Annotated in this window: 9 protein-coding genes; all 9 read left to right on the forward strand. The window is 46.8% G+C overall.

What is annotated here, in order from left to right:
- The first annotated feature begins 67 nt into the window (after positions 1-67).
- Positions 68-2,176, forward strand: coding sequence for an FAD-dependent oxidoreductase (locus QUA07_RS10210; protein ID WP_333324657.1), 2,109 nt, complete (start codon positions 68-70; stop codon positions 2,174-2,176).
- A gap of 292 nt (positions 2,177-2,468) precedes the next feature.
- Complete coding sequence (locus QUA07_RS10215; protein WP_333324659.1) at positions 2,469-8,285, forward strand: HAMP domain-containing protein; 5,817 nt, start codon at positions 2,469-2,471, stop codon at positions 8,283-8,285.
- Entirely contained in the window at positions 8,285-8,428 is a 144-nt protein-coding gene (locus QUA07_RS10220; RefSeq protein ID WP_333324661.1) for a hypothetical protein, read from the forward strand. The genes QUA07_RS10215 and QUA07_RS10220 overlap by 1 nt, the downstream gene beginning before the upstream one ends.
- 44 nt (positions 8,429-8,472) lie before the next feature.
- Complete coding sequence (locus QUA07_RS10225; RefSeq protein WP_333324664.1) at positions 8,473-9,300, forward strand: protein-glutamate O-methyltransferase CheR; 828 nt, start codon at positions 8,473-8,475, stop codon at positions 9,298-9,300.
- Positions 9,254-9,979 carry a chemotaxis protein CheB gene (locus QUA07_RS10230; protein ID WP_333324666.1) on the forward strand — a complete coding sequence of 242 codons (726 nt, stop codon included), beginning with the start codon at positions 9,254-9,256 and terminating at the stop codon, positions 9,977-9,979. The genes QUA07_RS10225 and QUA07_RS10230 overlap by 47 nt, the downstream gene beginning before the upstream one ends.
- A gap of 7 nt (positions 9,980-9,986) precedes the next feature.
- A complete protein-coding gene (locus QUA07_RS10235) occupies positions 9,987-12,056 on the forward strand; it encodes a response regulator (protein WP_333324668.1) in 2,070 nt (689 codons plus the stop codon).
- 138 nt (positions 12,057-12,194) lie between these two features.
- Complete coding sequence (map, locus tag QUA07_RS10240; protein WP_333080703.1) at positions 12,195-13,022, forward strand: type I methionyl aminopeptidase; 828 nt, start codon at positions 12,195-12,197, stop codon at positions 13,020-13,022.
- Positions 13,023-13,181: 159 nt separating this feature from the next.
- Positions 13,182-13,874 carry a response regulator transcription factor gene (locus tag QUA07_RS10245; RefSeq protein WP_333080704.1) on the forward strand — a complete coding sequence of 231 codons (693 nt, stop codon included), beginning with the start codon at positions 13,182-13,184 and terminating at the stop codon, positions 13,872-13,874.
- 131 nt (positions 13,875-14,005) lie between these two features.
- Complete coding sequence (locus tag QUA07_RS10250; RefSeq protein ID WP_333324670.1) at positions 14,006-14,167, forward strand: hypothetical protein; 162 nt, start codon at positions 14,006-14,008, stop codon at positions 14,165-14,167.
- Positions 14,168-14,373 lie beyond the last annotated feature (206 nt).

The raw sequence follows: 14,373 nt of genomic DNA on the forward strand, positions 1-14,373 counted from the left end.
GCAAAATAAACATTTAGATGGGATGAGTGTTTTTCGCGCTATGTCAAAATTAATTCCACAATCTCCGATGAAACTTCGACAGTATCTATTTTTGCTCAAAGGTCGATCGATCCTTAGCCTCACCCTCGGCATAATTTCCGCGATGGGGAGCATTTCGCCAGTATTTGCTGCACCTCCCCGCAATCCCGACACTGCTGAAACTTGCGACATTCTAGTAGCAGGCGGCGGGCTCGCAGGCGCTGCTACCGCTTACGAAGGTTTGCTGGCGGGGCGCACAGTTTGCCTCACTGAAATTACTGATTGGGTAGGCGGTCAAATTTCCTCCCAGGGAACTTCCGCACTCGATGAAAGAGATACTCAGCGATCACTCTTATTTTACCCCCGTGGCTACCTAGAATTGCGGGAGCGGATCAAGGAACATTACGGCCGGCTAAATCCCGGAGGCTGTTGGGTTAGCTATTCGTGTTTCATGCCCTACGACGGTCACAAAATTCTCTTTAACATCTTGCAGGATGCCGCTAGAAAAGGCAAAGGCACGCTGAAATGGTTTCCCAATACGGTTATTAAAGAACTAGCAATTACTCCTGCTGTGGCGGGGAATACGGTTGGGGGTCAACAAATTAAAAGTGCGATCGCCATTCAACACAAACCGGCCACCAACACCCCACCACTCAACACCGAAACTCTTTCTCAAACTATCGAAGATGCCTATCGCTACGAAAATTCTCCGCGATTTAATAAAACTATTATTCGGTTTATTTCTAAATCATCTGGAACCCCCCCTAACCCCAGAATGGTGGGGAATGCCACAAGTTCCCCCCCTTTACAAGGGGGTGCTGGTTGGTACGTTGTAGATGCCACTGAAACAGGTGAATTGATCGGACTTGCCGATGTTCCCTACCGCCTCGGAATTGACCCGCGTTCCCCTCTGGAACCTTCCTCCGCTAGCCCAACCGGCGACCCTTACTGCACTCAAGGTTTTACCTACACCTTTGCGATGGAGGCAACGAAGGAACCGCAGCAGCATCAAGTGCCGTCTTTTTATCAACAATACGCTCCTTACTACAGCTACGAATTGCAGAGATTGGCGAGCTTTCCCTTAGTTTTCAGCTACCGCCAAATCAGGACCAGGAGACCGGATGAAAAGCGACCTTTAGACCCGAAGCAATTCCCGATTTATCCGGGGGATATTTCGATGCAAAACTGGACTTGGGGCAATGACTATCGTCCCGGTTCTGCTGAGGATAATTTAATTTATTCTCGCAAGCAGTTGGAAGAGTCCGGTCAACTGCAACCGGGGGGATGGATGGGCGGTTTGCGAACCGAAACTTTGCGAAAGGGAGAGGAAAATGCCAAAGGATTTTTCTACTGGCTGGTAACAGGAACTACTGACTCGCAGCTAGGAGAGGGAGTCAAAAAGCCTAATCCAAACAATCGTTTTTTGAGCGGGTTGGATTCGCCGATGGGGACGGTGCACGGACTTTCTAAATATCCTTATATGCGGGAGGGCCGACGTATTATTGGCCGGCCGAGTTTTAATCAGCCTCAAGGTTTTACCGTGTGGGAAGTTGATATGTCTCGCACTGACTTTACGGCTGATTTTTATCGCCAGAATTTGTCGGAGGAAGAGTATCGGAATTTGTGGTTAGCTGTGGGTGGTTTGAATGCGCCGGCTTTGGCTGTGGGAAGTCAATCTGTTGAGGATACAAAATCGCGATCGCGCGCTACGATTTATCCTGATTCTGTGGGTATCGGTCATTATGCGATCGACTTTCACCCCTGCATGACCAACAGTCCGCCGGAAGCACCGGGAAATACCGAACGGGAAGGTACTCGCAAAGGTCAAGGGCAAGCTTATCCCTTCCAAATTCCCCTGCGGGCAATGATTCCTCAGAAAATTGACAATATGTTAGTGGCGGGTAAAAGTATTGCTGTTAGCCACACAGCGGCCGCTGCTTATCGAGTGCATTCTTTTGAATGGTCTGCCGGTGCGGCGGCGGGAGTTACGGCTGCTTTTTCCTTGGAAAAAGGGATTCTACCTTATGAATTAGTGGACGAATTGCCGTCTCGCGAGCCCAACTTGGAAGTATTGCAGTTGCGGTTGCAACAAAATGCCAATCCGATCGCCTTTCCGGGTACTTCTATTTTCAATAGTTCGTGGCAAAATTGGAAATAATCGCAGTTGATAATCTGTAGGGCCGGCATCCTGCCCGCCTTACAATAAAATTCACTCTGTGTGGAACAGGGTGGAACAGGCTTTCGGGCTTGTTCCTGACACCCCACAATTAACTCGTTAGCAAGAAGAGTTTGCTAACCAGTATAAAATAACCAATAACAAAATAGCTGATAAACAGCAATTTGTCATCCATCTTTCGACAGAAGCAATCAGACACTGCTTTAGTTGGATAATATCAATAATCTCAAAAATATTCCCCCCTTCCCCTTCAAACTCGTCAAAGGTAACGCTCATGTCAACTGCACAGATAACCAGCCCCAATTCCAATAATTATGCCAAACAGTTACTTAGAACCTTAGTGGCAGTCAAAAAAGGGGACTTTTCAGTTCGGATGCCCATAGACCAGACCGGTCTAGCGGGGAAAATTGCTGACGAACTTAACGACATTATCGAGCTCAATGAGAGAATGGCGGCCGAACTCGATCGCATCGGCACAGTTGTCGGTAAAGAAGGCAAAATCGCCCAGCGTGCCACCATCGGCAGCGCCGAGGGGTCATGGGCAGCTAGCGTCAACTCTGTCAATACCCTAATTACAGATTTAGTGCAACCAACCTCTGAAACCGCCAGAGTAATTCGGGCCGTAGCAAAAGGAGATTTATCGCAAACCATCGCCTTAGAAATAGAAGACAGACCCCTCAAAGGAGAATTCCTCCAAACAGCGCAAATTGTTAACACAATGGTAGACCAGTTGAGCTCCTTTGCGTCGGAAGTAACGCGGGTGGCTAGGGAAGTGGGAACCGAAGGGAAATTAGGCGTGCAAGCAGAAGTTAAAGGAGTTGCTGGAACCTGGAAAGATTTAACGGATTCAGTTAACTCGATGGCGGGGAATTTAACAGCACAAGTGCGTAACATTGCCGAAGTGACGACGGCTGTGGCCAATGGCGATTTATCCAAAAAAATTACAGTAGATGTAAAAGGTGAAATTCTCGAACTGAAAAACACGATTAACATCATGGTGGATCAGTTGAGTTCCTTCGCATCTGAAGTAACGCGGGTGGCGAGAGAAGTAGGAACGGAAGGCAAATTAGGGGTGCAAGCTGAAGTGCGGGGAGTTGCAGGAACCTGGAAAGATTTAACGGATTCAGTTAACTCAATGGCCGGCAATCTTACCGCACAAGTACGGAACATTGCCGACGTGACGACTGCTGTGGCAAATGGTGACTTATCTAAAAAAATTACAGTAGATGTTAAAGGTGAAATTCTGGAGTTAAAAAACACGATTAACATCATGGTGGATCAGTTAAATTCCTTCGCATCTGAAGTAACGCGGGTGGCGAGAGAAGTAGGTTCCGAAGGCAAACTTGGCGGTCAAGCTGAGGTGAAAGGAGTTGCCGGAACTTGGAAGGATTTAACGGATAGCGTTAACTTCATGGCAGGCAGTTTGACAGCACAAGTGCGGAACATCGCTGAAGTGACAACCGCTGTGGCAAAGGGCGATTTATCTAAGAAAATTACCGTAGATGTTAAAGGGGAAATTCTTGAACTCAAAAATACCGTCAACACCATGGTTGACCAGTTAAATTCCTTCGCATCTGAAGTAACCAGGGTTGCTAGGGAAGTGGGAACGGAAGGGAAATTAGGTGTGCAAGCTGAAGTGCAGGAGGTAGCAGGAACCTGGAAAGATTTAACAGATTCAGTTAACTCAATGGCCGGGAATTTAACAGCACAAGTCCGCAACATTGCTGAGGTGACGACGGCTGTTGCTAACGGTGACTTATCTAAAAAAATTACGGTACAGGTTAAAGGCGAAATTTTAGAACTGAAAAACACCATTAACGTGATGGTGGATCAGCTTAATTCCTTTGCATCTGAAGTAACCAGGGTTGCGAGGGAAGTGGGTTCCGAAGGTAAACTCGGTGGTCAAGCGGATGTGCGAGGCGTAGCAGGAACTTGGAAGGATTTAACGGATAGCGTTAACTTCATGGCGGGTAGTTTGACAGAGCAAGTACGGAATATTGCGGCTGTTACTACTGCGGTGGCAAATGGCGACTTGTCGAAGAAAATTACTGTAGATGTTAAGGGTGAAATTCTGGAGTTAAAAAACACCGTCAACACGATGGTGGATCAGTTAAATTCCTTCGCTTCGGAAGTAACCAGGGTTGCTAGGGAAGTGGGGACGGAAGGGAAATTAGGTGTGCAAGCTGAAGTTAAAGGAGTTGCCGGAACTTGGAAAGATTTAACGGATTCAGTTAACTCGATGGCGGGGAATTTAACAGCACAAGTGCGTAACATTGCCGAAGTGACAACGGCGGTGGCAAATGGCGATTTATCCAAAAAAATTACAGTAGATGTAAAAGGCGAAATTCTCGAACTGAAAAACACGATTAACATCATGGTGGATCAGTTGAGTTCCTTCGCATCTGAAGTAACGCGGGTGGCGAGAGAAGTAGGAACGGAAGGTAAATTAGGTGTGCAAGCTTACGTGCGGGGTGTAGGGGGAACTTGGAAAGATTTAACCGACAACGTAAACTTGATGGCGGGGAATTTGACGGCGCAGGTGCGGAATATTGCGGAAGTGACGAAAGCGGTGGCAAATGGCGATTTGTCTAAGAAAATCACCGTGGATGTTAAAGGCGAAATTCTGGAGTTGAAAGACACTATTAACGTGATGGTGGATCAGCTTAATTCCTTTGCTTCTGAGGTAACGCGGGTGGCGCGGGAGGTGGGAACTGAGGGTAAATTGGGCGGTCAAGCTGAGGTGAAAGGAGTTGCGGGAACTTGGAAAGATTTAACCGACAACGTAAACTCGATGGCGGGGAATTTGACAGCGCAAGTGCGGGGTATTGCTAAGGTTGTGACGGCGGTGGCGAATGGCGATTTGAAGCGCAAATTAATGCTGGAAGCTAAGGGAGAAATTGCGACTCTGGCAGATACGATTAATGAGATGATTGATACGCTCGCGACGTTTGCAGATCAAGTTACTACAGTGGCGCGGGAAGTGGGAATTGAAGGGAAATTGGGTGGCCAGGCGAAGGTTCCGGGCGCGGCGGGGACGTGGCGAGATTTGACGGATAATGTGAATGAGTTGGCGGCGAATTTGACTACTCAGTTGCGGGCGATCGCAGAAGTGGCAATTGCTGTTACCAGAGGCGATTTAACGAGGTCAATTTCCGTCGCCACGGAAGGAGAAGTTGCGATCGTTAAGGACAACATTAACCAGATGATCGCCAATCTGCGGGAGACTACGCAGAAAAATACTGAGCAAGATTGGCTGAAAACAAACCTTGCTAAGTTCACTCGAATGCTACAAGGTCAGCGGGATTTAGAAACTGTTTCTAAACTAATTCTCTCAGAATTGACGCCGTTGGTTTCTGCTCAGCATGGCGTCTTCTTTATGATGGAATCTGTCGAACATGATCCGTTTCTCAAACTGTTAAGTACCTACGCCTACCGCGAACGCAAACAGTTAGGAAATAGATTCCATTTAGGCGAAGGTTTGGTAGGGCAGTGCGCCCTGGAAAAGGAACGGATACTGTTGACAGAAGTGCCGGAAAACTACGTTAAAATTGGTTCGGGACTGGGAGAATCTACGCCGCTGAATGTGGTAGTTTTACCCGTATTATTTGAGGGACAAGTGACGGCAGTAATCGAGTTAGCTTCGTTCCGCCGATTCAGCGAAATACACTTGACATTCCTCGACCAACTTACAGAAAGTATCGCCATTGTCTTAAATACAATTGCGGCGAGTATGCGGACGGAAGAGTTGCTGAAACAGTCACAGTCTTTGGCAGAAGAGTTACAAACTCAGCAAAAAGAACTAACGGAAACTAACAAGCGTCTCGAACAACAAGCGCAGTCACTCCGCGCATCGGAGGAACTGTTGAAGAGTCAGCAGGAAGAGTTGCAACAAACGAATGAAGAACTAGAAGAACAAGCGGAATTGCTAGCGCTGCAAAATAAGGAAGTTGAGCGGAAAAACCGAGATATCGAACAGGCGAGGGGGTTGTTGGAAGAAAGAGCCGAACAGTTGGCTCTAACTTCTAAGTATAAGTCGGAGTTTCTGGCAAATATGTCTCACGAGTTGCGAACTCCGCTAAATTCGCTGTTGATTCTGGCTCGATTGCTTTCTGACAATACTGAAGGCAATTTGACTGTGAAGCAAGTTGAATACACGCGCACAATTTACTCGGCGGGAAATGATTTGCTGGGGCTGATTAATGACATCTTGGATCTCGCTAAGATTGAATCGGGCACGATGTCGGTGGAAATTGAGCAAGTGTTGTTTACGGACTTGCGAGATCATTTGGATCGGACTTTCCGCCAAATCGCCCAGGATAAGAAGTTGAGTTTTAAAATAGAGCTTGAGGCTGGGTTGCCAAAAGGTCTCTATACTGATGCTAAACGGCTGCAACAAGTTTTGAAGAATCTCCTCTCTAATGCGTTTAAGTTTACAGAGCGAGGTGAGGTGAAATTGCGTGCGGAAGTAGCGCGGGAAGGGTGGAGTTTAGAGATAGAAAGTTTAAGGAGTTCCCCTACTGTTTTGGCTTTCTCAGTTAGCGATACCGGGATTGGGATTTCTGCTGAAAAACACAGGGTTATTTTTGAGGCTTTCCAACAAGCAGATGGTAGCACTAGCCGCAAATACGGGGGCACGGGTTTGGGTTTGTCAATTAGTAGAGAAATCGCTAATTTGCTAGGCGGAGAAATTAAATTGACAAGTAGCCCTGGTGAGGGTAGTAGGTTCACGCTTTATCTGCCACAAACTTACCAAGAATCGCGAATAATAATCACTGATACGGGCTCGGGAACGGGCAAGCAAACGCCTCAATTACCCTCTGCTAATTCTCCCGCACTTCCTTTGCCGAATTTCCACTTGCCGATCGCGCCTTACCCCTCACCTTTAATCTCTGATGATCGAGAAAATATTGAGAGTGACGATCGCGTGCTTTTGATTATTGAAGATGATGTAAACTTCGCTCGAATTCTGTTGGATATGGCGCAGGAACAGGGTTTTAAAGGTTTGGTGGCTTTGCGGAGCGATATCGGTTTGGCGATGGCGCGAGAGTTCAAGCCAACTGCGATTATGCTGGATCTAAATTTGCCTGTGATGGATGGCTGGACAGTGCTCGATCGCTTGAAGCACGATCCAAGTACGCGCCACATTCCGGTTCACATTGTATCAGTTGAAGAAGGGCGGCAGCGCAGTTTGCAGTTAGGGGCGATCGCCTACTTACAAAAGCCTGTCAGTCGCGAAGCCTTGAGCAAAGCTTTGACTGATATTAAGGGTTTTGTGGAGCGGCCAGTGAAGAATTTGCTAGTCGTGGAAGACGACGAAACACAGCGTCTGAGCATTGTGGATTTAATCGGCAATCACGATGTTTCTACAACGGCTGTGGGGAGTGGTGCAGAGGCACTAGCAACTTTGAAATCCGGGCATTTTGACTGCGTTGTACTCGATTTGGGACTACCAGATATGACTGGTTTTGAACTGATCGAGCAGATCAAGCAAGAGGCTAATTTGAAAAGTCTGCCGCTTATTATTTATACGGGCAAAGAGTTGACACGATCCGAAGAAACTCAACTCAAGCGCATGGCGGAAACAATCATTGTTAAAGATGTGCGCTCGCCGGAACGTTTGTTAGATGAAACCGCTTTGTTTTTGCACCGAGTTCAAGCAAATTTGCCGGAACCCAAGCGCCAAATGCTAGAGCAATTGTATCAAACAGATTCGACGCTCGCGGGCAAAACAGTCTTGATTGTTGACGACGATATGCGGAATATTTTCGCCCTCACAAGTATGCTGGAGCGCCATAAAATGGAAGTTGTGTATGCTGAGAATGGCAGAGAGGGCATTGCTAAATTGCAAAATACCCCTGGCATAAATATTGTGTTGATGGACGTGATGATGCCAGAGATGGACGGTTACGAAACAATGCAAGCTATTCGTAGTATGCCTCAATTTGCTTCGTTGCCAATGATTGCTCTTACTGCGAAAGCTATGAAGGGCGATCGGGAAAAATGTATCGAAGCTGGTGCGTCTGACTACATTACCAAACCTGTTGATACGGAACAGTTGCTCTCGCTGCTGCGTGTCTGGCTTTATCGATAATGGAAGTCCGTTGTCAGTTGGCAGTTGACTGTTGGCAGTTGTCAGCAGTCAGCAGTCAGCAGTCAGCAGTCAGCAGTCAGCAGTCAGCAGTCAGCAGTCAGCAGTTAGCAGTCAGCAGTCAACAGTCAACAGTCAACAGTTAACAGTCAACAGTCAAAAATGCCCAATAACCAATTAGTCATTAAAAATGTCCGAAAGCCATGAACTTGAAACAATCGAAATTCAACTCCTACTAGAGGGAATGTTTCGCTATTACGGATTTGATTTTCGTAATTATGCTCTTGCCTCTCTCAAGCGCCGTATTAGGAACACTATTCGCTCGGAACAGCTCACCACTGTCTCTGCACTTCAGGAAAAGGTACTTCACAATCCTGCTTACCTAGATCGTTTACTGCTGGATATTTCTGTCAATGTAACGGCGATGTTTCGCGATCCCAGCTTTTACATTAGTTTCAGAAATAAAGTGGTGCCGCTGCTGCGTACTTATCCTTTTATTCGGATTTGGCACGCTGGATGTTCAACGGGCGAAGAAGTCTATTCTATGGCAATCTTGCTGCAAGAAGAAGGACTTTATGACCGTTGTCGGATTTACGCTACGGACATGAATGAATTAGTGTTGAAAACAGCCAAAACAGGGATATTCCCGCTGAAACAAATGCAAGAATATACGCAACTATACCACCAAGCGGGGGGCAAGAAAGCGTTTTCTGAGTATTACACTGCTGCCTATGAAAATGCGATTTTTCGCTCTTCACTTAAAGATAATATTGTCTTTGCTCACCACAACCTAGCAACGGATAATTCTTTTAATGAATTTAATGTTATTTTGTGCCGTAATGTGCTGATTTATTTCAATTCACACCTCCAAGAGCGGGTACACAAGCTTTTTTATGAGAGCCTGGGAATGTTTGGAGTTTTAGGACTAGGACATCAGGAGTCTCTGACTTTTACACCTTATGAAAAATACTATGAACCAATTGAAAGTAGTGAGAAACTCTACCGGAGAATTAAATAAGAAAAATTTTCAAATAGTGGTTGTGGGTACGTCTTTGGGAGGGCTAGAGGCTCTGACTGTGCTGCTGGCAGATTTGCCCCAAAGCTTTCCTTTGCCTGTAGTTATTGTCCAACACCGCCATAAGAGTTCTGAGAATAGGCTTACTTATTTTTTACAAAAGCAAAGCTCTCTCCAAATCACAGAGGCAAAAGACAAAGAGCCGATCGCACCTGGACGGGTTTACTTGGCTCCCGCTGACTATCACTTGCTAATAGAATCTCCCTGTGAGGAGGAGTTTAGCCTGTATCAAAACAACTTTACAGAATGGGGGAGCGTGGCAGTGGAGTCAATCCATAATTCAAAATCCCCAATCCCCAATCGCGGAACTCCTACATTTGCACTATCAACTGAGGCTCCTGTCTGCTACGCGCGGCCATCAATCGATGTGCTGTTTGAGTCTGCTGCGGATGCCTTTGGGGAGAAAGTTATCGGCATAATTTTAACGGGAGCGAATTCGGATGGTAGTAAAGGGCTGGCAAAAATTAAAGCTGAAGGAGGATTGACATTTGTGGAGGAACCGGCTTCAGCTCTGTGCCCGACCATGCCAGCGTCAGCGATCGCAAATGTTGAAGTAGACTGGATTTTACCCCTCTCTAAAATTGCTCCCTGTTTAGTCAATTTGCTAAGAATTAAAGATTAAAAAAATTATGAATCAGCAGTCCCCCCATCGAGTAAATGTCCTTTTAGTTGACGATCGCCCAGAAAATTTGATAGCTCTAGAAGCTATTCTCAACAGCCCCTCTTATAATCTAGTACAAGCTAGTTCGGGCGCGGAGGCTCTGAGATGTCTGCTTAATGAAGATTTTGCAGTAATTTTGCTTGATGTGCAGATGCCGGGAATGGATGGATTTGAGACAGCAACATTGATTCGCTCTAGAGATCGATCGCGAGCGACTCCGATTATTTTTATCACAGCATTCAGCAGTAATGACACCCACGTGTTTAAAGGTTATTCTCTGGGTGCAGTGGATTACCTGTTCAAACCCTTGGAACCGGAAATATTGACATCGAAGGTGCAGGTATTTGTGGAATTGTTCCAAAAAACCGTCGAGGTGAAGCAGCAAGCAACACAGTTAGCGGCTGTTAATAGTGAACTAAGTAAAAGTGAAGAGCGGTTTCGCACTTTGTGTGCTTGTTCGCCACTGGGAATTTACTTAGCTGACGTTGAAGGCCGCTGTACTTACATTAATCCCCGTTGTCAAGCGATTTGCGGGTTAGCTTTGGACGAAAGCTTGGTAGAGGTTTGGCAGCGGGAAGTTCATCCAGAAGATCGCGATCGCGTAGTCACAGATTGGTTAGCTTGGATTAAAGAAAGTCAGGAATATTCTAACGAGTTTCGATTAGCTGGTAGCGAAAGCGTGCGTTGGGTTCACGTGCAGTCGTCACCAATGTTTTCGGATTTGGGAAAACTTATCGGTCATGTGGGCACGGTTAGAGATGTCACAGACCGCAAGCAAGCAGAGGAAGAACGCGGGAGACTAATCCGCGAACAAGTGGCGCGGCAAGAAGCGGAGAGAGCTAACCAGATGAAGGATGAATTTCTAGCTATTCTCTCTCACGAACTCCGCACTCCTTTAAATGCAATTCTCGGCTGGTCTAGGCTGCTTCGTACCAAAACATTTGACCAAGACACTATTGAGAAAGCCCTAGAAACAATTGAGCGCAATGCTAAATCTCAAGCTCAACTCATCGAAGATATTTTAGATGTTTCGCGGATTTTGCGGGGTAAACTAAATTTAAATAAGCATCCGATTCGGTTGGAATCTGCGATTAAGCTGGCAATAGATTCTTTGGAGCCGCTGACTGAGGAAAAATCCATAGTCATAGAATTAACGTGCAGTCCCAATGTAGGTGAAGTTATCGGCGATCCCGATCGCTTGCAGCAAATTGTGTGGAATTTGCTGTCAAATGCGATTAAGTTTAGTCCGCAAGAGGGTAAAGTAGAGGTGCGGTTAGAGTCAGTTGGAGATGAGGCTCACATTCAGATAATTGATAGCGGCATTGGTATTGAGCCTGATTTTCTGCCTTATGTTTTCGATCGCTTCCGCCAAGCTGATAGCAGCACAACTAGGTCTTACGGAGGTTTGGGACTGGGATTGGCGATCGTCCGTCACTTGGTGGAACAGCACGGCGGTAAGGTGCATGCAGAGAATAATCCGGGCGAGGGTGCGAAATTTACGGTGGCTCTCCCTGTGGCACAGAGGAACGCCCTCGCTGCTGACGATGATTGGTCGCACCTCAATGACCAGGCAGAGACCCTTCCCACTCTGGCTAATTTGCAATTGCTGGTGGTGGATGATGACGATGACACGCGGGAGTTTTTGATTGCTTTACTTGAGGACGAAGGAGCTGTGGTGCGATCGGCTGCATCGGTTGCCGGGGCTCTAGCCGCACTGGACAGTTATTGGCCGGCTCTGCTGCTGAGCGACATTGGAATGCCGGAAGCAGACGGCTATGAGTTGATCGCGCGGGTGAGAGAAATGGAAAGGCTCAGGGGTGGAAAGATGCCTGCGATCGCTCTGACGGCCTACGCGAGAGAGGAAGAGCGCCAGCAAGCGCTGGAAGCTGGTTTCCAGATGCACTTATCTAAACCAGTTGACATAACTAAGTTAATTGCAGCAATTGCTAACCTCACAGGAATACTCGGAAATCCTGAGCCGACGGACTCGGCGGTTAAAACCGCTTTGTTGACCCCCCAATCCCGTGCTGATTACTGAGAAAAATATTAAGCTAGCTTAAAGGACACGCGATCGACAGTTCGGAACAAGACACCCATTTTTCCACAAAAAGCTGGATATTTGCCGTTTTTTGCTTCAACCTGCCGTCCAAGTACAAAATTACCCGCCCATCAATACATGAATATTTTTAGCAGTCTGCTTTCTAGCCCAACTCAAGCACCCCAAGTCAAAAAACAGCGTCGAGGCATTGAAATTAAGTCGGAACGCGAAATCGAAATTATGCGGCAAGCAGCGAAAATCGTTGCAACGGTACTCAAAGAAATTTCCCAAATGGTGAAACCGGGAATGACTACTGCTGATTTGGATGCTTATGCCGAAAGACGCATCCGCGAAATGGGTGCAACTCCCAGTTTTAAAGGCTATCACGGTTTCACGGGATCGATTTGCTCTAGCATTAATAACGAAGTTGTTCACGGCATCCCCAGCGCCAAAAAAGTAATTCGGGCCGGAGATGTTCTCAAGGTAGATACGGGGGCATATTACCAAGGTTTTCACGGCGATTCTTGCATTACGATCGCAGTTGTGGAAGTGACTCCCGAATCGGCAAAATTAATCCGAGTCGCAGAAGAAACGCTCTACAAAGGCATCGAACAAGTCAAGGCGGGAGCTTATTTGCTCGATCTGGCTGGTGCGATGGAAGATCATGTCAAAAGCAACGGTTTTAGTATCGTTGAGGAGTTTACCGGCCACGGTGTCGGACGAAATTTGCACGAGGAACCGTCGGTTTTCAATTTCCGCACGCGGGAAATGCCGAACGTGAAATTGCGAGCAGGTATGACATTGGCGATCGAACCGATTCTGAATGCGGGTTCTAAGTACACTCGGACGCTTTCTGACAAGTGGACTGCTGTAACAGTTGACAATGCTATGTCAGCTCAGTTTGAGCATACTGTGTTGGTGACAGAAACTGGCTATGAAATTTTGACCGATCGTTCCAAAGTTTAAGGGGAACAAAAGACAATAGTTTTGAGTTTTGAGCTAAAGTTTTTATTCTGTAGGTTGGGTTGAGCGATGGCGAAACCCAACACCTTATTTAAAATGAAGATTTGGGTTTCGTTCCTCAACCCAACCTACAATATTTACACTATTAAGAAGGTAACAGAGATGTCAGCACGATTATTATTGGTAGATGATGAACCGGGCTTGCGGGAAGCAGTACAAGCTTATTTGGAAGATAGCGATTTTGCGGTTGAGGTTGCCAGTAATGCTCGCGACGGCTGGGAAATCTTGCAGCAGACTAATCCGGATTTGGTGATTTCAGACATTATGATGCCCCAGGTGGACGGTTATCAGTTTCTCAAGCAAGTGCGGGAAGATCCTCGCTATAAAGCTTTGCCGGTGGTGTTTTTGACGGCTAAGGGGATGACGAGCGATCGTATTCAAGGCTATCAAGCAGGCTGCGATGCTTATCTTTCTAAGCCCTTCGATCCCGACGAATTAGTAGCAATAGTAACCAATTTGCTGGCCCGCCGCGCGGCTGCTAAGGAGACAAGCGAAAATGCTGAAAGTCCAGATATTGCTGCTTTGACAAGCCAAATGGCGAGAATTGAGTCTTTGCTGAGTGGGCGGAGTTCGATCGCCCAAAGTCCTTCGCCGATTAAAATTGATTTGACTCCGCGAGAACAAAGTGTTTTGGATTTGGTTGCTCAAGGTTTGATGAATAAGGAAATTGCCCGCCGCTTGGAAACTAGCGTGCGTAATGTGGAAAAGTACGTCAGCCGTTTGTTTAGCAAGACGGGTACTAACAGCCGTACTGAGTTGGTTCGCTTCGCTCTCGAACACGGCTTGACGAAATAGGAGTCCTCTAGACTTGGCTGGAGGCTCTGCCTCGCCGAGCTGCGTTACCAGGCTCTTCCTGGTAACGAGAATTATGCAAAAAATTAGAAATGTTAAGATATAAGTATTGACAGATATTCCGTGGCTGTGGTATGTCACATCAGCTTGCTGGTGGCAGCGCGGGAGTGCGAAAACGGGTGTGCGAAAACGGGTGTGCGATTCCCTACGGGATAGCTACGCAGGCGCGGACTTCTCACCCACTTTGCTTCGAGTCTGAGATGAACACTCGCAAACACCGGGGAATTACTTCTTAACGGGAAAACCTGACTGTTTAAGAGTTTTCACGTAGTAAATAGAAAGGCAAACACTTGACCGGATATGCTCCGTTAAACAAACTTGCCACAAACAGTTACAGATCAGGTTATATCCTGTGGAAAAACAAGCCACTATTAATTAATGACTCTGCTCAAAAACGGATACTTGCGAAGTGCCGGAGTGTTAAGCAGCGCACAATTTTAGA

The sequence above is a fragment of the Microcoleus sp. T3_A4 genome (assembly GCF_036700465.1).
Classification (GTDB): domain Bacteria; phylum Cyanobacteriota; class Cyanobacteriia; order Cyanobacteriales; family Microcoleaceae; genus Microcoleus.

Excerpts from the sequence above, each read along its gene's own strand:
- map (WP_333080703.1), top strand. The coding sequence starts at position 12,195 with ATGAATATTTTTAGCAGTCTGCTTTCTAGCCCAACTCAAGCACCCCAA.
- QUA07_RS10250 (WP_333324670.1), top strand. The coding sequence starts at position 14,006 with ATGTCACATCAGCTTGCTGGTGGCAGCGCGGGAGTGCGAAAACGGGTG.
- QUA07_RS10220 (WP_333324661.1), top strand. The coding sequence starts at position 8,285 with ATGGAAGTCCGTTGTCAGTTGGCAGTTGACTGTTGGCAGTTGTCAGCA.
- QUA07_RS10225 (WP_333324664.1), top strand. The coding sequence starts at position 8,473 with ATGTCCGAAAGCCATGAACTTGAAACAATCGAAATTCAACTCCTACTA.
- QUA07_RS10245 (WP_333080704.1), top strand. The coding sequence starts at position 13,182 with ATGTCAGCACGATTATTATTGGTAGATGATGAACCGGGCTTGCGGGAA.
- QUA07_RS10215 (WP_333324659.1), top strand. The coding sequence starts at position 2,469 with ATGTCAACTGCACAGATAACCAGCCCCAATTCCAATAATTATGCCAAA.
- QUA07_RS10210 (WP_333324657.1), top strand. The coding sequence starts at position 68 with ATGAAACTTCGACAGTATCTATTTTTGCTCAAAGGTCGATCGATCCTT.
- QUA07_RS10230 (WP_333324666.1), top strand. The coding sequence starts at position 9,254 with ATGAACCAATTGAAAGTAGTGAGAAACTCTACCGGAGAATTAAATAAG.
- QUA07_RS10235 (WP_333324668.1), top strand. The coding sequence starts at position 9,987 with ATGAATCAGCAGTCCCCCCATCGAGTAAATGTCCTTTTAGTTGACGAT.